At 55.3% G+C, this 25,531-nt stretch carries 12 protein-coding genes; 9 read left to right on the top strand and 3 right to left on the bottom strand.

The features are described 5' to 3' along the window. Nucleotides 1–8: 8 nt before the first annotated feature. Both ACQY7R_RS06590 and ACQY7R_RS06595 read left to right on the top strand, forming a co-directional pair. Entirely contained in the window at nucleotides 9–896 is an 888-nt protein-coding gene (locus ACQY7R_RS06590; protein WP_428304796.1) for a transglutaminase family protein, read from the top strand. A 157-nt stretch (nucleotides 897–1,053) separates the two neighbouring features. Continuing rightward, on the top strand, nucleotides 1,054–1,716 hold the full coding sequence (locus ACQY7R_RS06595; RefSeq protein ID WP_428304797.1) for a DedA family protein: 663 nt from the start codon (nucleotides 1,054–1,056) through the stop codon (nucleotides 1,714–1,716). A gap of 41 nt (nucleotides 1,717–1,757) precedes the next feature. Here the strand turns inward: ACQY7R_RS06595 and ACQY7R_RS06600 are convergent, their stop codons facing one another. Continuing rightward, nucleotides 1,758–3,221, bottom strand: a complete 1,464-nt coding sequence (locus ACQY7R_RS06600) for a Gfo/Idh/MocA family protein (protein WP_428304798.1) — start codon at nucleotides 3,219–3,221, stop codon at nucleotides 1,758–1,760. Nucleotides 3,222–3,479: 258 nt separating this feature from the next. Between ACQY7R_RS06600 and ACQY7R_RS06605 the strand changes: the two genes are divergently transcribed. The 5 genes from ACQY7R_RS06605 to ACQY7R_RS06625 all read left to right on the top strand — a co-directional run bounded on the left by ACQY7R_RS06605 (nucleotide 3,480) and on the right by ACQY7R_RS06625 (nucleotide 9,683). Next, nucleotides 3,480–4,415: a sugar phosphate isomerase/epimerase family protein gene (locus ACQY7R_RS06605; RefSeq protein ID WP_428304799.1), complete on the top strand. Its 936-nt coding sequence runs from the start codon at nucleotides 3,480–3,482 to the stop codon at nucleotides 4,413–4,415. Between the two features lie 810 nt (nucleotides 4,416–5,225). Then, nucleotides 5,226–5,621, top strand: a complete 396-nt coding sequence (locus ACQY7R_RS06610; protein ID WP_428304800.1) for a hypothetical protein — start codon at nucleotides 5,226–5,228, stop codon at nucleotides 5,619–5,621. Nucleotides 5,622–5,916: 295 nt separating this feature from the next. Beyond that, nucleotides 5,917–6,909 (top strand): hypothetical protein, encoded by a 993-nt coding sequence (locus tag ACQY7R_RS06615; RefSeq protein ID WP_428304801.1) that lies wholly within the window; start codon nucleotides 5,917–5,919, stop codon nucleotides 6,907–6,909. Between the two features lie 34 nt (nucleotides 6,910–6,943). After that, complete coding sequence (locus ACQY7R_RS06620) at nucleotides 6,944–7,177, top strand: hypothetical protein (protein WP_428304802.1); 234 nt, start codon at nucleotides 6,944–6,946, stop codon at nucleotides 7,175–7,177. Nucleotide 7,178: 1 nt separating this feature from the next. Beyond that, the gene (locus ACQY7R_RS06625) at nucleotides 7,179–9,683 is read left to right on the top strand and encodes an AAA family ATPase (protein ID WP_428304803.1); all 2,505 of its coding nucleotides are present in this window, start codon (nucleotides 7,179–7,181) and stop codon (nucleotides 9,681–9,683) included. Between the two features lie 79 nt (nucleotides 9,684–9,762). Here ACQY7R_RS06625 and ACQY7R_RS06630 read toward each other — a convergent pair whose 3' ends face one another. Continuing rightward, on the bottom strand, nucleotides 9,763–10,092 hold the full coding sequence (locus ACQY7R_RS06630) for a hypothetical protein (protein WP_428304804.1): 330 nt from the start codon (nucleotides 10,090–10,092) through the stop codon (nucleotides 9,763–9,765). Nucleotides 10,093–10,365: 273 nt separating this feature from the next. Here ACQY7R_RS06630 and ACQY7R_RS06635 point away from each other — a divergent pair, with 273 nt between their 5' ends. After that, nucleotides 10,366–10,815 carry a hypothetical protein gene (locus ACQY7R_RS06635; RefSeq protein ID WP_428304805.1) on the top strand — a complete coding sequence of 150 codons (450 nt, stop codon included), beginning with the start codon at nucleotides 10,366–10,368 and terminating at the stop codon, nucleotides 10,813–10,815. Between the two features lie 205 nt (nucleotides 10,816–11,020). On the opposite strand, the gene ACQY7R_RS06640 is transcribed toward ACQY7R_RS06635, so the two are convergent. Beyond that, on the bottom strand, nucleotides 11,021–12,196 hold the full coding sequence (locus tag ACQY7R_RS06640) for a hypothetical protein (RefSeq protein WP_428304806.1): 1,176 nt from the start codon (nucleotides 12,194–12,196) through the stop codon (nucleotides 11,021–11,023). A gap of 1,195 nt (nucleotides 12,197–13,391) precedes the next feature. On the opposite strand from ACQY7R_RS06640, the gene ACQY7R_RS06645 reads away from it, so the two are divergent. Next, nucleotides 13,392–25,523 carry an RHS repeat-associated core domain-containing protein gene (locus tag ACQY7R_RS06645; RefSeq protein ID WP_428304807.1) on the top strand — a complete coding sequence of 4,044 codons (12,132 nt, stop codon included), beginning with the start codon at nucleotides 13,392–13,394 and terminating at the stop codon, nucleotides 25,521–25,523. The last annotated feature ends 8 nt before the right edge of the window (nucleotides 25,524–25,531 follow it).

Consider the following 25,531-nt stretch of genomic DNA (forward strand, 5'->3'; position numbering starts at 1 on the left):
AGCCCGAGATGAAGTACTCAATCAAGCACCGCACTTGGTATGCCTACGCCGAATCGGCGCCGGTCTGCCACAACATGCTTCACCTGGCGCCGCGCAACACCCCCTATCAGACTTGCTCCGACTACCGTCTACGGATCGTCCCTGAGCCGGCGCTCATCACGCGTCGGGCAGACTGGTTCGGCAACTTCATCGACTATTTTTCGATTGAAGGGGCACACAACGGCCTGGAGATTACCTCGCAAAGCACCGTCAACGTCACGCGGCCGCCGAAGCTCTCCCCAAGTGAATCGCCCAAGTGGGAGACGATCGCGCAGCTATCGACGGCAGGCACGACAAGCGCCTCGCTGGAGGTCTACCAGTTGACGCTTCGCTCGTCGCGGGTGCGACCTTCGCAGCAATTGCGGCAATACGCCTTTCCGAGCTTCCCCGCCGGCCGCCCGATTGTTGAAGGCATCATTGACCTGACGGCCCGCATTCATCGTGACTTCGAATTCGATCCGAAAGCGACGACGGTTCACACTCCGCTGGAGGATCTACTGAAGCTCCGTCGCGGCGTTTGCCAGGATTTTGCGCATCTCGCGATCGGCTGCATGCGATCGCTGGGGCTGCCGGCTCGGTACGTGAGCGGTTACCTCCGCACGGTTCCGCCGCCAGGCAAACCGCGACTAGTCGGCGCCGATGCGTCGCACGCCTGGGCCTCGGTCCACTGCGGGCCGCTGGGTTGGGTCGACTTCGACCCAACGAACAACACGCTCATCGGCGAGTCGCATATCACCATCGGCTGGGGCCGCGACTACGGCGACGTTTGCCCGATTCAGGGCGTGTTCGTCGGCGGCGGCGAGCACAGCATGGGCGTGAGCGTCGACGTGCTGCCAGCAGAAGAGAAGGCCGCTTGAGTCGCCTCTCGCTCTTGCCAAGCCCCGACAGTCGCGGGCTCTACAGCGGTCTTAAGCGAGCGAAACGGCGATTTCCGCCGATTCGCATCGGTCGGCTGGTTGAGCTATCCTTGAGAGCTTCCGAATCGCTCAACTCGCCACGCCGCCGCGGGATTTCATGGAATACGTTAAGCAGCTGATCGACCTGTTTCTCCACCTCGACGAACATCTGCGCGAAGTGGTGAACGATTACGGCACGTGGACTTACCTCGTGCTGTTCGTCATCGTGTTCTGCGAGACGGGGCTCGTCGTCACGCCGATCTTGCCGGGCGACTCGCTGCTGTTCGCGGCGGGGGCGATCGCCGCGCTCGGCTCGCTCAACCCGCATCTGCTCGTGGTGTTGCTCACCATCGCTGCGATCCTCGGCGATGCGGTGAACTATCAGATTGGCCGCTACATCGGGTCGGCGGTGTTCAAGAAAGAGGACTCGCGGTTCTTCAAGAAGGCGCATCTCGAGAAGACGCACGCCTTCTACGAACGATACGGCGGGAAGACGATCATCATCGCCCGCTTCGTGCCGATCGTGCGGACCTTCGCGCCATTCATCGCCGGCGTCGGGCAGATGAGCTACCGGCAGTTTGCGTTGTACAACGTGATCGGCGCGATCTTGTGGGTCGTCATCGGCGTGTACGCTGGCTACTTGTTTGGCGGACTGAAGATCGTCAAAGAGAATTTTTCACTGATCATCATCGCGATCGTCGGCATCTCGCTGCTGCCGGCGCTCATTGAGATCTGGCGGGCGAAGCGTCAGCGCAGCGCCACAACGTCGGCAGATGCGTAACTACCGCTTGCACGATGCTCAGCCAGTCTATCTGTTGCGGATCAGCCCGCAGCGGTGGCAGTTGGTTCGATCTCACGGACTTCGAACCCAGCGCGATCCTCGCGCCGCAGCAGCTTGTTTGCCGCGGCAGCATCGTTGCCGGTGAATTGCTGCGTCGCCGCGTCGAACGTCAACACTGGCCCCGCTCGGAAGTCGGATTCCGCGGCGCCATGCTCGCGCGCGACCCCCTTCAACTGCTCGACCATGACGAGGGCATCTTCAATCACGTGCAATTCTTGGGCAAGTTGCCGAGCTGAGGACGAGTTGCTGGCAGCGCGGTAGGCGACGTTGGCCAGGTTGCACCATTCTGTTGACTCATGTCCCATTTTCACCGGCGCGTTAAGCGCTGACGATTTCCCGCTACGCACGGCGTCGACAAAATTCTGCTGGTGCCCTGCCCCGCTGTCGCCCTTGAACTTGCGAATCTCCTTACCGTCGACGTCGAACGCCTTCGCTTGGCCGCGCTGACCTTCGAAGCGGCCCCCTTCGCAGTAGACGATGTAGCCGCTGCCCGGCCCGGGTGACGGCGGCGACGCTTTGCCGCCGACCTTCTCCGGCAAATTGCAGACGGCGACGATCACCGGGTACTTGCCCGTATCGAGCAGCGCGCAGTGGAGGTTCGGCGTCTCGCCGCAATCGCCTTCGCCGAAGCGACCGCCGCCGGCAACGACGCGGCGCGGGAACGCGACGCTATCTTGGAAGACGTTGTTGCGAACGTCGTCGAGAATGTGGACGCCCCAGTTGCCCATCTCACCGGAGCCCGTGTTCCACATCCAGTGCCAGTCGTAGTGGAGCGCGTTCCGCATCAGCGGCTCGTCTTGCGCCGGGCCGAGCCAGAGGTTGTAATCGACGCTCGCCGGCGGCGCGAGCGCCGTGTCGCGCTTGCCGATCGGGCCGCGGACGCCGAAGCGATTCACGCGGACCTTCTCGATGGCTCCGAGCGTTTTGTCTTCATGCAGAAACTGCTTGATCTCGGCCTGCATCGGATCGGAACGCTGTTGCGTACCGACTTGGCACACCAGCCCGTAGCGATTGGCTGCGTTAACGACCTGCCGGCCATCCCAGTTCATGTGGCCGAGCGGCTTCTCGACATACACATGCTTGCCCGCTTCGAGGGCCCAGATTGCCGCAAGACAGTGCCAGTGATTTGGCGTGGCAATCACCACGGCGTCGATGTCTTTCGAGTCGAGCAGTTTCCGCAGGTCGCGATACTTCGCAGCGCCGTCGTACTCTTTCGCCAACGCATCGACGTGCTGCTCATCGGGATCGCAGAGCGCCGCGACCTTCAGCCCCGGCACTTTGCGAAACGAACGCAGCAGTTCCGCCCCGCGACCGCCGCAGCCGATGAGACCGATGTTCACCTGCTCGTTGGCGCCGGCAGCCCAGGTAGGACGGACTGAAACCGCTGCAAGGCCGCCAACCGCGAGCGCGCCGCCCAAGAAATTCCGCCGATTGAAGCTCGCCATGAATCGATGTCCTACCAAATAAGGCTGAAAAGCGTGGAAGGTTGTCCACAACCGCCCAAGCGCCGCTATTAAGTATTAAAGGCGCCGAGCACGCTCGGTGCAAGCGTCCGACAGTTTTCGTCAGCTTCCTTCTCTGGCCAGCTTTCTTAGCCCGGTCGTCGCGATGCATTCGCTCCACGCGGAGCCGAATGTATATTGACGAACGGGCTGATTTCGCTGCGATTACTGAATCACTCTTCTACGATCGAAATGCCGCCGATGAAGACGCCATCGTTCCAGCCGCGCCGTCGCGAATTCCTGGCCGCCGCCGCGGCCATCGGTTCAGCCGCCTACCTTTGCGGCAACGCGACGGCGGCTGACCGAGCTTCTGAGCCGGCTAAACAAGCCATTCAGTTCTGCGCTTTTGAAAAATTCCTGCAGGACTTAAGTCACGATGAACTCGCGGACGGTCTCGCCGAGCTGGGATTCAACGGCGTCGAAGTCACGGCCAGGCAAGGGGGTCGGATCACTCCCGAGCGCGCGCAGGAACAGTTGCCGGCGCTCGTCGACGCCCTCGCGAAGCGGAACCTCGAAGTCACGATCCTCACCACCGAAGTCAACCGCGCCGACGATCCAACGAATGAAAAGCTACTCGCAGCCGCGGCCAAGCTTGGCATCAAGCGTTACCGACTCGGTTGGTTCAAGTACGCCGATGATCGCCCGATCCCAGCGCAGCTCGCCGGCTACCGCAGCCAGCTGCTCGATCTCGCGGCGCTGAATCGCGAGCTAGGCATCACTGGTCTCTGGCAAAATCACAGCGGCGAACAGTACGTCGGCGCCACGATTTGGGATCTGCACCAACTCCTGCAGGACGTGCCGAAGGAGGAAGTCGCCGCGGCGTTCGACATTCGTCACGCGACCGTCGAAGCGGGCCGATCTTGGCCACGGCTCTACCAATTGATCAAGCCGCATATTGGCGCCCTCTACATGAAGGACTTTGCCTGGTCCGGAAATAGAGACAAACACATAACTTTTGGCAAGGGACGGGTCGAGCCGCGGTACTTTGAAATGCTGAAGCACGATCGGCTTGAAGCGCCCGTCTCCATCCACGTCGAGTACTTACCGCGCGGGTCGGCCCAAGAAAACCTGCAGGCGATTGGCCGCGACTTCAACCGAGTGCGAGAACTGCTGCAAACGGCGAGCGATCAATCTTAGGTTGCGTCGCAGTTCGTCCCACTAGATTGTCCGCGTGCGGCTGTTCCTCAGACTGCCCTCCTCTCTTCATTCTGCTCCGTCACCTACTGCAAAGACGGGTAAATGAAGTGCTGCCGGCCGTCTGACAGGCCAGCTCCGCTGCAATCCGCCCGCGAGGCCGCTATCCGGCCAGGGCGGAAGAATTTACATTGAAGTAGATTCGAGACCCCCGCCCTCGTAGCTCAGGGGATAGAGCAGCGGTTTCCTAATAGAAAATTCCCGAGCGGCATTAACGCCAAATCATAGTTTTCTTCGGAAAACGAGCTTTCGGAACCGATAACTGACACCTGCAAACCCTCACCAACATCTGGCTGCGGGTGTCAGTGACACCCGCTCAAAACGGCGAGTCACTTAGCCTCGCTCTTCAGTAGACGACTCGCGCGATCTGGCAGCGAATGTTGATTCCGCAGCGTCATTGCCCCACGCTATTGCGAAGATTTAATCGTGCTCCAAGACAATCCTAGTCTCTGTTGCCTTTGGCTTATCAGCGCAAGGGGCCGCAAACTTCGTCTCGCAGACATAGAGCCTGGGGTAGCCACTCCCCCTGTTTGACGAGTATCGGGAGTTTGACGAGTATCCGGAGACTGTTGAATCGCCTTGCACTCAGCCCACGGTAACGGTTTAGGAAGCTAGAGCGGACGCATACTGTCTAGCGTTTATTGGGGCGTGTGACCATATTTGTACCTAGCGGTAAGCGGGTGGCAATTACGGTAGGAAATTCGATGGTTGGGCGATGCGGCGTTACAAACGGGTGACGCCGTGAGGCATAATATGTTTCAATTCTCTACAGACTTAGCAAAGTATCACCCCATCTCGCTGCAAGAGGCGAAGTCGACGTTTGCAGATCACGATCCGAAGGGAGTTGTCTTTAAGGTCAATTTGCAGGACTTGCCTACCGCTCTTCAGAAGATTCCAACGCTAAATGACGCCTACGTTTCAGGGATACAGGACGATATCGGAGCAGCACCAGCTGCGGGAACTCCGCAAGCTGTGATTCTCACCGCTCGTGAGGACGTTAAAGATGCTCCGGCGACAGGCAACTTGAACGCCTATCTGCTTCTTACAGTGGGTGACAGCGTATTTATGTCACCACCTTGCAACAAACTCGGCTCTCTACCGCACCATTATTCTGGTCAGTTTCCGCTTGAATCGGTTTTCAAGCCGTAGAGGGCATCATCAGCTTGAAACGGGTGTCGCCAATTCTCGGCGATTAGCGTTGTCCGCTCAGGTCTTACCGCCATGCCGCCTTTAGGCTGGTTCAACTATGGAGCCGGTCCGGCAATATAGGGATAGCCAAGGCTCTGAGAAGTCAACAAAAACCAGCTGGAAGGCCCAGCGGGCTATTTTGTTGATGTGATTACCCCGAATTTGCCGTTACGCCGCAACTCGCTAAACTGAGCGGTCTGCCATAAGGGCGAGAGACTTATTGTGTTTAGCGATGGCGCATGACGGGAGAGACAACTTGTACGACGGTGACAGCACTCCCCCTGACTTTGTTGCAACTGGCGAGCGAATTCGCGTCAAAATCGAAGACCTCTTCTCCAAATACCACACCACGGATTTGCCTCGGGACATTGGGGCTGTGGCCGACTACTTCTCTCATGTCGCAGACGCGATCGACTATGATCGACTCGAAATCAGGAGTAACCGAGTCCTATTAGGCTATTTCGATACGGTGATGCTTTGGCTGCGTGACAGCCTGCTCGCCTATCCTGATTCAATTGGTGAACAGGTTTTCTCTCTCGCCCAAGAGAAGCAGCTTCCCGAGGTTATTGGGCTCTTTGCGAATCTCTCCGAACGTCATCTCAGCTACATTCGGCGCCGGGCGATCTATGGGCGGCTACCGGCCCTTCTGTATATGTTCAGCCGGTTTGCGATTGTTCCGGGCAATGATAGCGAATACGTCACGTCACCAAAGTTGCTTGACGCGAAAATGGGCCTCAAGCGACTCTCGCAGATTCTTCGCTACGCGGCGTCGATGGAAGTTGTCGAATACGACGAGACGTTTCAGGCATTTCGGCAACACTACGACCCGAACTTGGTTAACAAGAGCAAGGTGTTGAGCCTTATTCATCTACTAAGGGTGCAAGTTGAAGCGACGCCGGATGAGGCCCATCAGAAACTCATCCTGAGCAAACTAGAATCAATCGAAGCGGAACTTAAGAAATCTAAAGTCCGCTGGAGTGCTGTGTTCACAGGGTTGATTGTAATTCTCGGGTTCTTAGCCGACCTCAAGAGCGTCGCGCCGAACGTGTATGACAAGTCTGTCCAGACTGTTGAGGCTATTCTTCACGTCCTTAAAACAGATGGTATGGTGCAAAATTCCCGAGGTGACTTGCTTCTCGATCACAAGGATTCATCCGATCGCAAGCCGACGGATGGAATACCTGACAACAACGCGATTCTGACTGAACCAGTAAGGCCGAAGGACGACGACGAACAAGACGAAGAGTAATTCCCGAACTGCCTATTCTCGCGAGTCACAAGCCATGGGTACGTTTCGCTTTGACGGCAACAAATCCGTCGATGACAACTTGGACTCATTTTTTGAGCATCTCAAGGGTGTCAATGCTGAATTCTCGGCAATTCTGAGAGAGGAAATCGGCACGATGATTCCGCTACCTGAGGGGCAGCGTCGCACAACGGCCCGCACAGCGTTCAGCACAGCGGTCGCTCGGAAATTGGACGGCGAGAAGGGCAGTGCCGCGGAGGCGAAGTCGTAACATGCCTCGTTACCTGCTTGCCCGACTCAAAATTGACGGCTTCCGCGGTATCAATAACCATGCTGAGCCTCTGGACTTGCGTTTCAAAACCAACGCCATTAATTCCGTCTTCGGAACCAACGGTCTCGGCAAAAGCTCGATCTTTGACGCTCTGTCGTATGCGATTCGCGGCTGTATTCCAAAGTTAGACGACCTTCCGGATAGCGACGGTGCGATTGACTACTACTGCAACCTTTTTCATCCAACCGGCACGGCCACGCTAAATCTGACACTATCCCCCGACGATGGCTCGACAGACATCGAGCTTTGCGTCACTCGCACTTCGGCAGGACAATGCAACGTCACTTCACCGTCAGGCTACGCTGCCCCAGAGCAGCTTTTGCGGTCGCTCAGTGGGGACTTTGTTCTTCTTGATCAGGGTGCATTTCAGCGTTTCGTTGATGATTCGCCGTTGAAGCGAGGCAGGACGTTCTCAGGGCTCCTGGGCTTGTCGAAATTGTCGGAATACCGACAAGCACTGGCCGTCGTTTCCAACCGAGGCAACGTCGGCAATGACTTTCATCTCGCAACACTGGAGACCCAGAAGGATGGCCACCGCACTCAATTAAACGCAGCCCATACTCGCATAAGAGAGAATTATCTGCCGCTGCTTGGTGCGGCTCTACCGGACCCTATGGACTGCAATAACGTGCTGCAAAAGGCTTCGGTCGCATTGTCTGGAGTTGCGTTGGTTGGCGAGCATTTCAAGTCGAAAAGCGTCGACAAAGTAGACTTCGATGCCGTACGAAAGGTTATCAAGGGTGCTGAGATGGGGGATGAGCGGCAACGCTTGTCGAACCTGATTCAGTCAATAGCATCACTGGCCAAGCTGGCTCCAGGCGAAACGGAAGCTACAGAAGTAGCGTCTCTAGGTGAGCTAATCGAAAAGAGAGCAGACGCTCTCGCAAAAACGGGCGGAGCTAAGCTGGAGAGCGTATATAGTGCGGTCGCCAGCCTCCTAGAGTCAGGGGAGTGGGAGTTTCCGAACAAGTGCCCAGCCTGCGACGCCGAGCGTGAGTTCCCCATTTTGGACCACGTTAACGAGAGGCTATCCCACTACGAAACGGCCAACGAATGCCTAACGCAAATCACGGAACTCTGGACAACGGCAGCTTTCGTCCTTCGCACGCGTCGACTTGAGTCCTTAGATGCAATGGCCATTCCGACTGAGGACCGCAAATTCGACGCTATAGATTCCAAAATCCGCATCGGTGCCATTGATGGCATCACAGTTGCAAAAGTAGTTGAGGCTGTCAGCGGTGTTGAGCTGAACCGGACCGATCGGGTTAAGGGTTTGGAAGCGGAGCGGGATGAGTTGGAGGGAAAGTTACCTCAATCACTCGTCGAACTAACCACACAAGTTGAACGTGCCGCTGCTATTGAGAAGGATGTAGCCGCTTACAAGCAGCAACAGAAGCAGGAAGCGGCCGTAGCAACGAAGCTGGAGCGACGGACGAAATGGCAAGAGTTCATCAAATCAGCCTCCGACGACTTTTCGGAAGCGGAAGTAGCACTCTCAACCGCGACCGCCACGGCCGTTGAAAGCGACTATCGCGAAATGTATGGGGCGATTACGAACAACCCAGACGTTGTACCGGCCTTGAGACGTGCCGGCGGCAGCGAAGAGTTACACCTACGCCTTGAGAAGTTTTATACGTTGAACGATCGCTCGGCTTCGACGTTACTGCAAGAGAGCTACCGTAACGCACTTGCGATCTCAATTTTCCTGAGCACTGCACTTAAGTCGAAGTCGCCGGCACGGTTTATTGTTTTCGATGACATAACATCCAGCTTTGATGCTGGCCACCAATTCGCTCTCATGGAGTTGTTGAGAACGAGAGTAGGCCTACCGGCAAACAATCAAGGGCCGCAAGTCATTCTCCTAAGTCACGATGGCTTGTTGGAGAAGTACTTTGACAAGCTATCTGGCGGCACAGACTGGCATCATCAACGGCTTCAAGGCTCGCCGCCGTGCGGTGCTGTTCTCAGTCAATCCCAAGATGCAGGACGGCTAAAAGCCCTCGCCACGCAACTCTTAACTGCCGGTCAAATTGATTTAGCGGAGCACTTGGTTCGTCAGTATCTGGAGTACATGCTGCTCCAAATAATTAGCAAGGTCCGCATTCCCGTGCCACTCGATTTTTCGATTCGCGACGACCGGAAGATGGTCGATAACGCGTTGGGTGCAATTAAGGAAGCCGTTGATTTATGCCAGCAAGCTAACGTGTTGGTTATAGATCCTACTCAATCAGCGAAGCTCATGAACATAATCGTACCTGCTATGGTTGCGAACTCTCTATCGCACTACGCGACTGGCGTGAAGACGCATCTGACCGCTCAAGTCCTGTCTGGATTGCTGCAAAATGTGGATGACTTCTCCGATTGCTTCTGCTACGACTGCCAGTGCAGCGGATCGACTCAGCGGAGGTATTACAAGTCGCTCACTAAGAAGCATTGTCCGTGCTAACATGCTCCGCCCGCGTGGCCTGCCTCAAAATTTAAGAAGAACCTGCCTCCGGCCGCTTGCTCATGCTTGGCGGCTGGGGTTACTCAAAGTTGAGCACGCCGAATCCGTTCAAATGCCTGCGAACGTGAGCGTCTCGTGCCCGCGCGGCTTCTAGTGGCGTGTCGTAGTAGCCGATGTGCTGCCTGACACCGTCAATGGTGATCTGGGATCTCCACTTGTCGCCGTGCTTAGTGACGCCGATGTAGCCGCTCGTGTTGTGGCACCCCTTCGGTATGTTGTGACGCTGCTGAACTCTGGTAGCCGAACGAAGATTGGCGGAGCGATTGTCTAGCGGCTGGCGGTTCCGATGATCCACCCGCCGGCCTCCAGACAAATCAAGCCCCATCAACTCAGCTACGATGTGATACAACGCTTGGTAGCTCTCAGTTCCGTCTTCGCGTCGAACCTTCCGGACTGGTCGAAACGAGCCCGAATACGAGCACCGCACCGCGTGCCACTAGGGGTAACGCGAGAACATCGCATTGAAGGCCCTAGAAGCCTCCCTCACACTCCCCAGCTATGACCGGCGGCTCTGGCAGGATTGCAATTAGCGTCGCAGGCACGGCTCTGAGAGCGCCAAGCCTACTATAAGTTGCGTCTAGAATGACTTGGACGGAGATTGAAGCCCCCCCGAGAGGTAAGAATGAGCACTCCTTCAACTGGTTCCGAACGTGTGCGGCCCTTCTTGCCAGTCCGCGACTACGACCTGTCGAAGCGGTTCTACGAGGCCCTGGGGTTCGAGATAGTCCTCGACGGTGAGGCCGCGATCTTCAACGCCGGCTCCGGAGGCTTTATCCTCCAGCGTTACTACCAGAAGGAGTGGGCCGAGAATACGATGCTGCAGCTGTTGGTCGACGACTTCAACGCCCGGTGGCCCACATCCAAGATCTCGACCTGCCGTCCAAGCCCCCAAGCCCCCAAGCCGCCAGCGCTGCAGCGTTGCAGCGTTGGGGACAGCGCAGGTGCTACATTAATGATCCGTGCGCGGTGCTCTGGCATGTGTGCCAAAGTCGCGATTCGCAAGTTCAGGACGCGTAACGCTCCGCGCACGCGTTACGATATGCGTCCACCCAGGGTATCGCGTTGGAACTAGTAGTACCGGAACCACCGACATCCCGGCTAGTCACAGCTGCTTTTTTGAACCCGGTGCGCGCCGCGACAGGCCAAGCTACTTCAGCCTGATCAAATCACGACGCGAATCTCGAAAAAGCCTCCGAGCAAATCGGTCTTCGTAAATCCAATTAGCCGCTAATTCGTTGAATACCCGATTGACCGGCCACTGCAAGCAGTTTCCCAATTCAATCAACTTTCCATACGATGACTCGTCCATCACTGGTACCCAACGCGAATTCCCGCTCTTCGCCGGACATAGACAAACAAATGTTACGATGCTGAATTGACTCATCAAAAAGCGTTTCCTGCGTCTGCCAAATGTTGTTATCCGGGTCTCGACGAGTTCGCACCAGCACGTCTACATTCGCAACCCTTCTGGAACCCGAACCAACTTCATGCTTGACGGCCAACAGTCGGTCTTCCGCTTCGAACGGCACCAGCGCGCCGTAGTGCGTATTTAGCAATCTAGTTTCGAATTCCTGAGTGGCGCAATTTGCTAAGTCTAGCTTGAACAGAGAGCAATTCGATTCACTGGCGCAGGTCAACAGTGAAGTCCGGTCTGAATGATCAAGGAACGTGCAAACGCGATCAATCTTGACAGAACCAACTTGCTTACCAGACTTGCATTCCAGGACAAGCAAGCCACCGTTCGCCTTCGCGTGAGACGGCGGAAGAAGTTCGGACATCCTTATACTCACCAGCAGATTGCTGCCGGACGACGCAAAAGCTGAAACCTTCACCGGAGAGCGAAACGGAAACTGAGGCAGACCGGCTGCGCAAGAATGCTCGCTTAGCTTCTCTAGTGACGGCCAGCTCCAAAACCCCACAAACAGCTGCCTCACGCCCGATGCGCCGACTGCAACCAACTGAGTGCCGTCGGGCGAAAAAGCGACCTCTATCACTGACCATTGAGTCTCTATTTCATCCAGTTGCGCGAGTGTATCTCCATCCACAATGCTAATCCTTCCCAGCGGCTGAAATACTGTCGGCTCATTCGAGGAGTAATTGAAATCAAGCGGTCTCTCGACGCCGCCAACTCCTACTGCCAATCGCATTCTGCCGTCAACAACAGGCGATGTGTCGATTGAGAACGGGATACCGCCTTCAATTGCAGCCGATTTTATCTCCCCCTGGGATATCCGAAGCACCCGCCCAGCAAGGTCCGCTGGGTCTCCGACAGGGATGGATGTAGCAAACACCCTACCGGTGGCAGTCTGGTCGAGCACGACCGCCATGGGGAGTTGCCGTTGAAGAGCGACCTCGCGAACGGGCAACTCCAAACCAGTCGCCGCCTTATTGCAACCTGACATCGCCGCCATTGTAATGAAGGCGCATACGCCAAAACTCCGACGTGGATTCATTTCAGCCGCCTCACGGAGTGACAGAAAAAGCAATTGGCGTGCTCAAGAAGTACCCAGCACCTGCCTGGAGCCAACTCCCTTAACGCTCCAATAATAGCCACCCACTGGCAAATTCCAATTGAGAACCGGCGAACTCTGCACAACTGGATATCGGCCGCACGATGGCGTGTACCCTCTGACCAGAGTTCCATTGTCGTCAAAGATCAAGGAGCTGTAAGCATCGAATACATCCCCTCCAACGACGCCTCCGTCCCCTTTGGTGAGATTGGTTTCCCACCTGAAAGTCGGCTTGACGCCCCCTAAAGAAAAAGAGCTAGAGGGTGAGCCATTAACAGTCACCTCCCTCCTTTTTCGTGCCGCACCAGCCGCAACGAGGATGGGCGCGAAAGTTTGTACCTCGTTCAACGGACCAGTTGCGGGAATCGGCCTATCCCACAGGCGACGCAATGAAGGCGAGCCCATATTCTCGTCTATCTCGGCCAGGTGATTCACGATTTCATTGGGCGTAATGTTTACAGTGTCGCCATGGTCATTTGTGCTGTCGTGAAGGCCCCACAGAACTCGCGCCACCGTTAGCTCTTAACACTGCCGACGCAGCCCTCTTTACTGCGAGGCTCAGCGCGCCATGAGCTACTACGGGTGGCTGTTGCGGTAAACATCTCCCGCTGCGCACTCAAATTGGCGCAAGCGACGCGTGCAGCTAGTAAGCGTCATTGAGGCCTAACGGCAATCGTGATGTCACTCATTTTAGAAAATGTTGTTGATATAGAGACGCATTAGTGTATAACCACCCCTGCACCGCAAGGGATTGTGCGGGAGCGTGCTTGCGCGCCTATCACTGCTGGGTTTTGGACGAATGTTTTTTCACTTTTCGTCCGAGGCGCATGGCTGCGCGAGAAAGTAGCCTAGGGTGCTATTTCAACGACTATTTCGAGCCGCAATTGAAGCGAGCTTAATCGCGGTGTGCGCCATTAAATCTAGCGCGCCTACTAAGCTAGGGCTTTCTGCTTCGGGCTCTCTTCTAATGAAGCCTACATTGACTGTTCACATCAACTGAGGTCGATTGATGCGTCACTATCCGTCTTGCTGGAACAAGGTCCTGACTCGGCTGGGATTTCGGCGAGTAGTTCGAAAAAATCGCATCCTCGCCAGTCGTCGACTATCGTCGCGCATCGAGTCCCTGGAAGCCCGACGGATGATGTCGGTCACCGTCGACACTCTGGCCGACGTGAGCGATGCCAACGACGGCGTTACTTCTCTGCGAGAAGCCATTGCCATCGCGCCGCTCCACGGCAGTGTCGTGGATTTTCATACGTCCTTATCGCAGGGCGTTATAACGCTCAGCGGTCAACTGAGTATCACACAGGCCGTCACCATTAATGGTCTCGGGGCAGACAAATTGGCCATTGCGGCTGGCGGGAATTACAGGGTGTTTCAGGTGTATCCTGGCGTTTCAGCCACAATAAGTGGACTGAAAATTACTGGCGGCAACCTACCGAATTCTACTGACGAGGGTGCAGGGATTCTCAACTCAGGATCCCTGACATTAAACAGCGTTGAAATTTCCGGAAATACGTCGGCGGGCGTGGGTGGCGCCATCTCAAGCCGCAACTATTGGGGCGACGGATCAAACTCTCTCTTCATTAACGACTCGACGATCACTGACAATCACGCAGTTGAAGGGAGCGGAATTGCAGCGTTCCCAGGAGGGGGAGCATTTCAAATACGGCGCAGCACAATCTCGAATAATGTCTCCCAGGTGCCGATGGATTTGCAGCAATGGTCCGCGGGGGGCGGAATCCAATTAGTAGGCGCGGTTTCATCACCGCTGATCGAGAACAGCACAATCTCAGGAAATGTATCTACTTACATCGGCGGTATTCGCTTGTGGGCGGTTTCGTCCCCGTTGAGAGTCGTCAATACAACCATTGCTTTCAATCGAAGCTTGGCTGGTGGCGTAGGCCTTGATATCCCGGCGAACTCAGCCTCGCCAATAATCCAAAGTTCCATCATTGCTCAAAACACCAATGGAATAGCGAGTCCAGTTCACTTCGATGTGAATGGGAATCTCAGTTCGGAGAGTTCGTACTCGTTGTTCGGAACTGGCGTTAGTCTAGCTGGTGCGGGAATCAAAAGTGGCACGGCGGCAGCGCCGCTGGATCCCAAGCTATCTCCGCTCGATAACTACGGCGGGCCAAACAAAACGCACGTCCCACTGCCCGGGAGCCCGGTAATTGACGCCGGCGGACCTACCGTCGATGCCCCCGCCACCGATCAGCGTGGATTGGGGCGCCTGATCGAACGCGACGAACCGAATGCGATTTCGGCTTCGGCTCGAGACATGGGCGCAGTCGAACTTTCAGCACCGCTTGGCGCCGTCGGCGATTTCAACGGCGACGGCCGCAAAGACAAAGTTCTGTTCGATGGGCTCACGCACTCACTGCAGGTCTCTGCCGCATCCGCCGCCGGCGGCGGGTACGAGATCGGATCTTGGGGCGTGGCGCCAAGCGAAGTGACTCTGTTTAGCACATTCGTCGTTGGCGACTTCAACGGCGACGGTCGCGACGACCTGCTGATTTCCAGCTCCGGCGTTTACAAGCTGGCTATCTCCGACGGCTCGGCATTCCTGATTCAAGCGGCCGCATTGCCGGCAAATTGGAACGTTGTCTATGCCAGCGATTTCGATGGCGACGGCAGCGACGAGATCCTCGGCGGGACGCTGAGCGGAGGCAACTACGCCTGGGGCGTCGCCGACTACCGCGACGCCTTCGGCCTTGCGGCACCCAAAAGCATCGCGTCGCTGAGCGGATTCGCACCCTCGTTCCAACAGTTCTTCCAAGACGTCAACCGCGACGGCCGCGTCGACATCATCACGCGCACCAGCGGCAGCGCCCCCTGGATGGTCCGCCTGGCCGGAGCCGGCTTCGACGGCGCTCCAACCTTCACGGCAGCGGCCGATTGGAACGCCTGGATCAACTACGGCTACAACGCAGCGACAGTAACGCTCGACGCCGACAAGGCGCTGGCGAAAGTGATCGAAGAGTTTTCGTGGGTCTACAACAACGTGGAGTTGGAGTTGTACCCAGGCTTTATGAAAGGCGTCGAAGCGACGCGCCAGACGAAAGCAGGCAATGACTGGGATCAAGCAGGCCTGCTGGAAGCCCGGCTTCAGGCGTTGCCATTCATGGCATCATCCGACGTAAAGATCGTTTCAGCAAACGTGCGCGTTAGTGTCGCCGAACTACAGAAATGGCTTGGCGTCAGCACGCCCACTGCCGTTTATCGCGCAATCTCGGCGACAATGGACTCAAACGTTAAGGCGTACAACGCATCGAATACTGAGATCTCCGAACCAACAACTTCAGCCGCAGAGGCGCCGTTTAACGCCAGCGTCGCAACGATTGAGTTCAAGCATGCTTGGGTCCGCGCATCCGTTCCTATTTCCAGCGGGATACAGTCTATCGACCTCGATCCTTCATGGAAGTTCAAGGAACGGCAGGATGGGATTCCGCTTCCCACGGCGGCGAATCTTAACGGCGGCGACCACACATCCGCAGGTCAGTTCGACGAGTTTGACTTCCTCGCACTCGATCCTCGTACAGACCATCGCTTACCGCTCGAATTCTTTGAAGATCAGGCTATGGAATGGCTGATGGTCAACCAGCCTGGTAAGTCGCTAGCAGACGTGCCTAGAAGAGAAGTAATCGTGACGCGACAGTTTTCCCAAGTCCCTAGTGGGCTGGGAGCTGGGGTCGTTGTCGTAGACCGCAATTCGAGTGGCACATACGACCTTGGGGACCTCGATCAGTATTCTTCGCTGGTGTCAATCGCCGACCCCGCAAATGCATCTTCGGATGCACTGACGCACCGCGTTATCATCACGATGAAAAGCGGTTCGACGGTTCGATGGACGCAAGAACTAGCAGTTCCAATTTATAGCTTGGATTCGATTGTGGTGTCGTCCACAAGCACGCCATTAAGTGTAAATAACTCTAATGCGGATCTCGCCTATCGATCGACGGGTGGGCCCTACTTCAGTCGACTGATCGTCAATGGGAATGTGCTCGCTTCTTCCAACTACGCATTCTATTCGTCGTCAAGCCAAGCGACTCTTGAAATTCTACACTTAGCGCCTCAAAGCCTTACCAAAGCGGTTGCCCCCGGCACCCCCGATGCGGCGGGCCCATCCCAGAACGATCGCTTGTTTAGGTACACCGAAGATCTAGGGCAGGTTATAGCCATCGGCCTAGAGGCGAATCAGTACTCTAAAGAAGCCATAGCAGACAAGCAAGGAAAGTTACTTGCAGCTTCGGCGACTGCACACAGTGAAACTGATTTGCGGAAGCATGTAGACGATCTCACCGCTCTGACGGCAGCAAAGTACTGGTACGACTTCAATCGACAAAACAAAATAATTGAGGGACTCACACAAACAATCGGCGGCCAGCAGTGGGTCGGCTCCGGAATTGTGAAGGGCGATTCAGTGTTGCTAGTGGACCCAGATGGGTCTGCTAGTACCCCCGGATTGATCAGCTATTTGCCATACGGAATGGCCCCAGTCGACTTTGGCGTCGATCTGCCCAACATCAATCACGTCACCCTGGATTTCTCGCGGGGCCTCCTTAATGGCGAAGCTTGGCAGCTGGTCGGATTCAACAGTTCGGCGCTCGAGCACAATGTCGTCGAAGAGGTTATCGGCGCTCCAAGCATTTCTACGATGAAAGGATTGCAACAAGCATTTCAGAGGACCCTGGGTCTAAATGCGAATGACGCCCCGATTACCACGGATGTCGTGCTGGAATTTACTAGCCAGGTCGTCAACAACGTGAGAGTCGTCACCCATGTCGGAAACTGGTACAGCAACGGGACGACAGGCGTGAAGGCGGCCAGTCCTGCAAATGTCGATATTACGAGCAATCTCCATAATTATTTGACTTCGACCACAGCGCCGTTAGGTCAGCTGCGAAGCCACATTGGCGCAACCACGCTTGCTAGCGACATCGAAGCACTTCTTTCCGCCGCCCCCGCCGAAGGCGACATACGAATCCTCGTTCCTTTCGGCCAAACTAAATTGAACGAATGGGTTGGCGGCGTCTACTTTGTCGAGAAGGCGAGCTCGATGCGATTCATGATCGTCGCCGATTCGAGCTCCAACGGCGGCTATAGCGGCGGCGTTACGCTTGCCCCTCCAAAAGAGCTGCAGAAAGGCAGTTTTCTGAACGCTGGCTGGGCTGGCGATCCGGTGAACGTTGCTAACGGCAACATGTTCCGTGACGAAACAGACATTGTATATCCGAATCCGGGCGTGCCGCTGACGTTTTCTCGGCACTACGACTCACAGTCGCTGGAAGACTTTGGACTCGGAGTCGGTTGGACTTACAGCTTTGGTGACGTCCTGTATACGGAAGTCGTCGATGGAGCCGTGAACCGGGTCTGGCTCGATTCGGCGGGTCGCCGACACTACTTCAAGCCCGACGGCTTGGGGGGCTATCTCGTGCCCTCTAGCCTTCAGGGGCAAGTCTCATTTAGTGCCAACCAAGGCCTAGGAGTCGTTGACTTCGTATTCAAGAGCTCCGACGGTCTCGAGTATCACTTTGAGAGAGTTAATTACAATCGGTCGACGAAGGCGCTTGTCGGGCGGTTGAATCGCATTATTGACAGCAACGGGGATGGCGTTGTCGTAAAATATGATTCCCTTTCAAATCATAAGCTGCTTTACGTTCACGACATTCACGACGTCAATGCTACCCCAAATCGTCGAATTGCCTTCACTTACAACCCGGCGGACTCGTATCAGTTTACTGCTGTCACGAAGTATGACGTTAATAGCGTGGTTCAGACCTGGAACTACAACTATGTAACCGGGGCTTTCGTTGAAAACCAGGGATCCAACGTCCGACTTGCGTCGGTCGATTACCCCGCCGTCACGGCGCTCGACGCCTACGGAATCGAATCAAGCTTTCGCCCAAGGGTGCAGTACTTCACCAGAAACGTCACATGGGATTCGGCTAATGGGTTAATAGAAAAAATTATCGAAACGGATGGATCCTGGCACACGTACGAATACTTCAAGAACGGCCGCGTCTTTCGCGTGAAGCAAGGCGAATTTGGAGTCGCCACGGACGATCCGAATGTTGACGTGCAAACCTTCGACTACAACATCTTCAAAAACCAGACGGAGTTTACCGACGAACGTGGCAATAGTGAAATCTACGTTCATCAAAAGAACGGCTTACTAATTAAGCAGATACACGCAGATCGCTCCCAACTCGCCTCAAAATGGGGCGGCGTTGGAACCTCGGATGAGTATCTGATGACAGAGACCCGAGACGAGCGGGGCGCCATCGAGGATTTCAGTTACTACGGCGTAGCGGATCCGACCTTCAAACGGGGAATGCTGAGTAAAGCAACGGCGAAGCATTACAAAAACCAGACCGATCTACTTGTCACCAAGTACGACTACGAGCAGCCCGATGCCTCAGGCAAGCCTCATCTCGTCGCTCCGTCAACGATTGTAATTGACCCAGATGCCGGAAGTTACGTCGGAAAAAAACTTACGACCACTCATCAGTACTATCCTTCTGGTGATGCCAAGGTAAAGTTATGGAAGATCATTGATGGGGAGAATAATGTCGTCGAGTACACGTACTACTCAAATAGCGACGTAGTAACGCCTGGCAATGGCACATACCGCCGTGGATTACTGAAATCGATTAAGCAACCCCCAGTCGTCGATGTTGCGGGCAATTCCGTCCAGTACGAGACGTTGTTCGACTATGACGCTGCCGGGAACGTCACGAAATCGACAACGCAAACGGTTGTGACTGCGCCTGCAGCTCCCTTGGTCATTTCCGAATCGACGTTTGTCTACGATTCCTTCGGAAACGTTGTACAGAGAATCGTCGGGGCGAATAGCATCGCCGACCGGGTTGTTACCGAAAGCATCTACGATGCGCTTGGCCGTCTCCGTGAAACTGGCTTTGCCGATGTAAACGCCGCCATCGATCCGATCGATGGATTCACTAGCCGCTTCAAGTACGACGCTGTCGGCCGCGTTCGCGAGTCGATCGATCCACTCGGTCGTTCAACGAAATTCGAGTACGACCGACAGGGAAACGTTACGAAGCAAGTCAATCCCGACAACACGGTTATACAGTACATCTACGATGGCTTCGGCAATCTCATCGTTAGTACAGATTCTTTAGGACGCACGACCAGATACGTCTACGACAGCCGTAATCGGCTTATCCAGACGCTGTTCGCTGACGGCTCGACGGAGCGAGTGCGCTACGATGCTACCGGGAACGTTATTGCCAAGATTGACGCTTTGGGGTTTGAGACAACCTACAAATACGATGGAGCTGGACGACTGCTGGAGGCGCAGCTGCCAGATCCAGACGGCCCGCTAAATGAAGATGGCGGCGCGGACCTTGGAAGTCCAACGACTACCAATAAGTACGATAAGCTTGGAAATCTAATCGCGATTATTGATCCAGAACTCAACGTCACACAGTACAAGTACGATGTACTAGGGAGGATTATTGAAGCTCGGACTCTGCGGGAATCTGATGTTCCTGCGAACATCAGAGATAAGAGCACAGCAGTTCCCGCGACAACGCGAGCCGCAGCGCTTATCACAACAGACTATGATGCGGTGGGCAATGTCAGCCAAACCGTTACATACGATGCCTCCACCATCGCAACTCTCCCGGCCAATCCTCGAGATCTTGTCACGCTAGTCAACAGAATCGCGAACAAGGTGCAAGTCGTGCAAATGAGGTACGACGCGATAGGCCGACTGACGAAAGTCATCAATGCTGACAAGACGTCTGTGACCACGGAATATGACGCCGCCGGTCGGGTGCGGTATCAGCACGACGAACTCGATCGTGTGACAGAGTTCCGCTATGACACTTTCGGCCGCCTAGACACAATGCTCCAGGCCGATCCAGCATCAGGACTCATCAGTACCACCGGCAGCCCTACGACTTCATATCGATACGATGCCGCTGGAAACCGTGTTGCTGTTACCGATCCTCGCGGTGTCACGACTCAGTATGAATTTGATGTCTTCAACCGCGCCGTATCCGTAATTGATGCCCAAGGAAATCGCACTCGCACCGTTTATGACGTCGCCGGCCAGGTCGTGGCCGCTATCGATGCACTAGGTCGGACCACCTACATGCTAATTGACGACCGTGGTCGCGTCATCCAACAGCGACAAGCCGACCCGGATGGAGAGGGGGCGGGATTCGCCCCAGTGATCCGCTCTAGGTACGATATCGGCGGGCGTCTCGTCGAGCGTGTCGACGCCCTAGGCAACTCGACGTCCTATGCCCATGATCGGCTGGGACGGGTGGTGCGGGAGACGTTTGCAACTGACCACAGAGTAATTGATGGCGACTTAGCGAACTGGCCCGACTTCGCAGTTTATGGAGCCACGACGACGGCGGTGAATCAGTCGGCCGACTACGGCGGCGATTCTCTACAAGTCAATCGAATAAGTCCGTCTGTATCACCGGAAGCAGTGTGGTCCTTCAGAGGCCTTGCGCAGGGCACGTATCGCGTTCTTGCATCCTGGACAGGGCTCTCCTCGGCAACGTGGCCCGTGATTTTCCGCCTTTCGGATTACTATGACGAAACGACTGGCGTCACCCAAACGAACTTCTTCCCGTACGACGTAATCAACTCTGCAGGATATCAACAGAGCGCCACGCTTGATGTGTTGCGATTTGACAACGGCGCGTGGAATGGCTGGAAGGAACTCTACGCGGGATTCGTCATTGACAGCAATGGCCCAGGCGCTCTTGGAGTCCACTTTACTACCGGCGGCCCAGCTTTTCACGCAGATGCGATCCGCATTGAGCGAATTGCGACTCGCTCGTACGAATACGATCACAGCGGCAATCTACTAACGGAAATCGATCCGCTGGGAAATCAAACAACCCATGTGTACGACGAGCTCAACCGACAAACCGTCTTGACGCTACCGGATCCGGACGGCGCCGGCAACAATCTCCCCAGCCCACAAACCACCACGAAGTTCGACAGTTACGGCAATGTCGTGCGTATTGTTGATAGAAACTCTCCGGCCACGATCGCCGATGATTCTGTCGTTTCCTATGAATACGATTATCGCAATCGCCGCACTCGCGAAGTTCTTGACGTCGGTGGGAATGAGCAAACTATTACGGACTTTCGATACGACAAAGTAGGAAACTTGATTGAAAAGCTTGAACTGCCGCACGACGCAGCATCTTGGGTTTTGGATGCTGGGGATGTCGGATTCCACGTGCAATCAGGTGGTAGTCCCTCTTACCCCAATCTGACTTCCGACTACGGCGGCGATTCCATGCTCGTCCCGCCGCCATCGGCAACGACGAACACCGTCATGTTCTGGAAGTTTGATAATCTTGAACCAGGTGCATACCGTGTGTTAGCTCACTGGAATGAGAGTCCAACCGCCACCACCAATCTGTTCTATAGACTCTCAGATTACTATTACGACGATCTGAACAATAATGCCAACGACACGTATGGGACGTTCTTCAATCTAGATGTTAACGACGTGGATTCTACTTCGCTCGGCTCTCAACGCGTGCATTCGACCGGCGTGCGTCGCTTCGATGGGTCGGCTTGGTCTGATTGGCAGGAACTTTCCTCTGGTTTCATGGTTGGTCCCAACGGGCCTGGTTCTATTGGCGTTCAGTTCGCTACGTATGGTCAGCCAATTCTTGCGGATGCGATTCGAATTGAGCGAATCGAGCGGCGCACCTCGTACAAGTATGACGCGCTCAATAGATTAATCAGCCAAGTTGAAAATGCTGGTGCGTACGATGTTACCGATCGCCATACGACAGCGAATCAATACGACGCATCGGGCAATTTAACTAAAGTTGAAGAGAATCCGGGCGTCGATCCTCGGCAAGTTGCAACGGTCTATGCATACGATTCACTGGGACGCTTAGTCGCGGAAACAGAGCAAGGCCAAGTTGGAGGGAGCACAGAGAAACGTACTCGCCGGTTCCAGTACGATGCGATCGGTAACCAAGTTGCTCACATCGACCCCATGTCACGGCTGACCCGGAGTGAGTATGACCGACTCGGACGGCTGACAAAGACGATTGATCCTGATCCCGACGGAAACAATCTCGTTACCGCACTCGCATCTCATCTGACTACATCCACCTACGATGCTGCGGGCAACTTGTTGTCCCAGACCAATGGAACTGCGGGCGAGACGACTAGGTATAAGTACGATGCCCAGGGAAGGCTAATCCTCTCGGAGAACGGAAGAGGGGATGTCACTTCTCACTTCTATGATCTCGCCGGAAATTTGGCTGAAACGGTTGATCCGGACCAAAACTCCACTGCGTACAACTACGATGGCCTCGGGAGGAAAGTAAGCGAGGCAACGTCCGCGGGTACTCGTCAGTTTATTTACGATGCGAGAGGCAACCTCTCCATCACCGTTAACCGAAACGGCGAGGCGATCGTTCAAAGCTACGACAGGCTGAATCGTCCGGCAAGGAGCTGGGAATTCGTCTCGCTTGCTGAGGCGCAAACGCCGCTAAGTCAAGAATTTATCGCATTCACTGATAGATTCTACGATGACTTGGGGAGACTTGTGGAAACTCGCCACAGTCGTCGAGCGCTGCCGCAGCAAGGTCCGCTCGATTACCGCGCCACAGACAGTTATGTCTACGACGGCCTAGGTCGCCTTGTCGAGCATTCAAATCAAAGTTTGTTATCAACTGACCACTCAATCGGCGCGCCAAGTCAGCGACAGACTTACGCCTACGCCTACGAGTCGGGAGGCCTGACGGAAACACGTGAACAGTTTGTGAGCGATCAGTTCGCCGCGCAAACCAAATCCACGTTTAATGCTTTCGGGGAGTTAGTGCGCCTGACCGACTCAGATTCTGGCACTACGGGTGCCAGCCCAGTCCTTGATTTCGATTCAATGGATGCGGTTTTCTCATATCTGGGAGACGGTTCGCTGAGTTCGACAATCCGTTACACGGACTGGGAAGCGAGCCTCCCCGGAGGTGCAGGCCATCGCAATCGTGCTCAGGCTACTTACGCCTACGATCAAGCCGGCAGATTGCGAGGCATTTCTCAGCAGATGGGGCGTCGCACGACTTCCACTTGGTCGCCAAACCAACAAATTGCGAACATCTCTTACGCATACGACGCGGAAGATCGAATTAATGCGATAGCCACGGACTGGAACACCAGTCTGTGGGCGATCAGAAATCGCACCGATGAGTCGCAGTCGTTCACCTACGATGCAGCGGGGCAATTAACCAACCTTGCATCCAACCTTCCGGGGCAGACTGCAGCCTACGTATATGACGCCAATGGCAATCGTGAGTATGCGAGCGAGCAAGGCGGCGGCACCGACAGCTACTCGATAGGCGAGCTAAACCGAATCGATAGCGACTCCACCTACTCTTACGAATACGACGAAGAAGGAAACATCGTTCTCGCTTATCTAACAAACGACCCAAGCATTCGATACATCTACAAGTGGGATCATCACAATCATCTTATCAAGTTTACTGAAGCAAGCGGCGATCACGAAACGCTGATCGTCGACTATCGATACAACGCTTCAGGAGAGCTGATTTACCGAAAAGTTGATCGCCCATTTGATTCAGGCGCGGAAGTTGAGCACTACGCTATAGAGTCGGGTCGGCGCACGATGACGATCGAATCTGACCTGGATGTCGCGCGACGATACCAATATGGACCCACGGGCGAATCACTATTCGAGCAGGTCTTCTACTCAATCGGAAATCAGACGTCTCAATTTCAGGTTGATGTACTGATGCCGATGGGCGACCACCAAAATTCGACTCGAATTGTTCTAGGGTTGGACCTTATTGAGGGTTCCGAGATTTATCTTCGCGAAACGATTGACTACGCCGCGTTCGGAAGAGTGACGTCTATCATTGGCTCGGACGGCGTATCGATTGGTCTAATCTCCAGCGCCACATTCGGTCACCACGGTGACCTCTTCGACACAGCCACCGGATTGCAGCTAAAAGGTGCTAGGTGGTATTCGGCAGACATCGGTCGGTTTATCAGCGAGGATCCAATTGAAGATGGGTCGAACTGGTATATGTTCGCGGGTAACGACCCTGTTAACTACGCCGATCCGTCAGGGCTGTCACTGCAAGGCTATCCGTTGAATGGGGGCTTCAGTGGAGGACGTACGGTAAGGTCCACAATCCCGAGCGGTGCTCTTTCGACAGTCGGCACTCCTCTTGGCCATGCCTTCAATCGCTCACCGCAGGCGTCCAACTCTAACTCGACACGCCCAACAGCGATAGAACAATTCAACAATGGTCTTTCTGCGTATTCAAGTGCATCTGCCCTGAATTCGATCACTAAGCCTGCTAGGCTAGACTACTCGCTCAAGCCCGATCCAGTGTATGCCGCAATCAAACGGTACGACGAAAGTAGAACACTTGAAGAGTTTCGGGGAGTGATAGAAGCTGAATTCCATGACATTGCAGTAAGCACAGCCGTTCGCAATAAAGAAAGCGTCCACATATTCGGTGAAACTTGGGTCATGCCTTGGAATCCCAAAGCTAGTGGTATCTTAGATACCTCAAAAGCTTATGCGTATGCTTCCGGACGGGCAGTTTCTGGGACGGTCTCGGGGGCACTATCCGGAGGATTGACCGGTGCAGGAAGCGGTGCAGTTGTGGGAGGAATCGGGGGAGCCGCCTTCGGGGGAGCCGGTGCTGCTCCCGGAGCATTGCTCGGAGCAACAGGCGGTGCGGTCATCGGTACTGTTTGGGGAGGCGTTAGCGGCTTGTTCGGTGCCGCAAATTCGGAGACTGCTGGTGAGGCCGCCCAAAATGGCGCGTGGAACGGCGCGATAACCGGAACATTTCTCGGAGCTGGGGCTGGCGTGAACGCAGTGCGAGGAGTCGCAGCTGCGAGGACGCTCTCGGTGGCAGCCGACCAGGCGATCGAAGCGGAACTCGCACTCGCACCAATCGCCGGGGGTGGCGCACGCGTCTCTAACCTGCATCCGGCGACAAGAGCAAGCGTTCAAGCATTTGCCGACAGCTCTGGAACCCCAGTAACTGTTGTGGGGAGCAGAGCGGCCGGTACCTCACATGCGAAATCCGATTTCGACTATCTTATTGGGGGGAATAGTAGGGTGCGGCAAAATGCTCGAAGAGTACTTCCGAGAGGTGAGTCGGGCGGAGAACTAGGTCCTAGAGGGTACACTGGAATGGACGTGTTCAACTCGAATAAGGCGCCGCTTGACACAAGCCTGCCTCATATCATTTTTAACCCTCGACCGTAAAGGCAAGA

This window comes from Lacipirellula sp. (genome assembly GCF_965279485.1).
Lineage (GTDB): Bacteria > Planctomycetota > Planctomycetia > Pirellulales > Lacipirellulaceae > Lacipirellula.

Bases quoted from the DNA above. Each gene is read 5' to 3' on its own strand.
- ACQY7R_RS06590 (WP_428304796.1), top strand. From the start codon at position 9: ATGAAGTACTCAATCAAGCACCGCACTTGGTATGCCTACGCCGAATCG.
- ACQY7R_RS06595 (WP_428304797.1), top strand. From the start codon at position 1,054: ATGGAATACGTTAAGCAGCTGATCGACCTGTTTCTCCACCTCGACGAA.
- ACQY7R_RS06600 (WP_428304798.1), bottom strand. From the start codon at position 3,221: ATGGCGAGCTTCAATCGGCGGAATTTCTTGGGCGGCGCGCTCGCGGTT.
- ACQY7R_RS06605 (WP_428304799.1), top strand. From the start codon at position 3,480: ATGAAGACGCCATCGTTCCAGCCGCGCCGTCGCGAATTCCTGGCCGCC.
- ACQY7R_RS06610 (WP_428304800.1), top strand. From the start codon at position 5,226: ATGTTTCAATTCTCTACAGACTTAGCAAAGTATCACCCCATCTCGCTG.
- ACQY7R_RS06620 (WP_428304802.1), top strand. From the start codon at position 6,944: ATGGGTACGTTTCGCTTTGACGGCAACAAATCCGTCGATGACAACTTG.
- ACQY7R_RS06625 (WP_428304803.1), top strand. From the start codon at position 7,179: ATGCCTCGTTACCTGCTTGCCCGACTCAAAATTGACGGCTTCCGCGGT.
- ACQY7R_RS06635 (WP_428304805.1), top strand. From the start codon at position 10,366: ATGAGCACTCCTTCAACTGGTTCCGAACGTGTGCGGCCCTTCTTGCCA.
- ACQY7R_RS06640 (WP_428304806.1), bottom strand. From the start codon at position 12,196: ATGAATCCACGTCGGAGTTTTGGCGTATGCGCCTTCATTACAATGGCG.
- ACQY7R_RS06645 (WP_428304807.1), top strand. From the start codon at position 13,392: ATGATGTCGGTCACCGTCGACACTCTGGCCGACGTGAGCGATGCCAAC.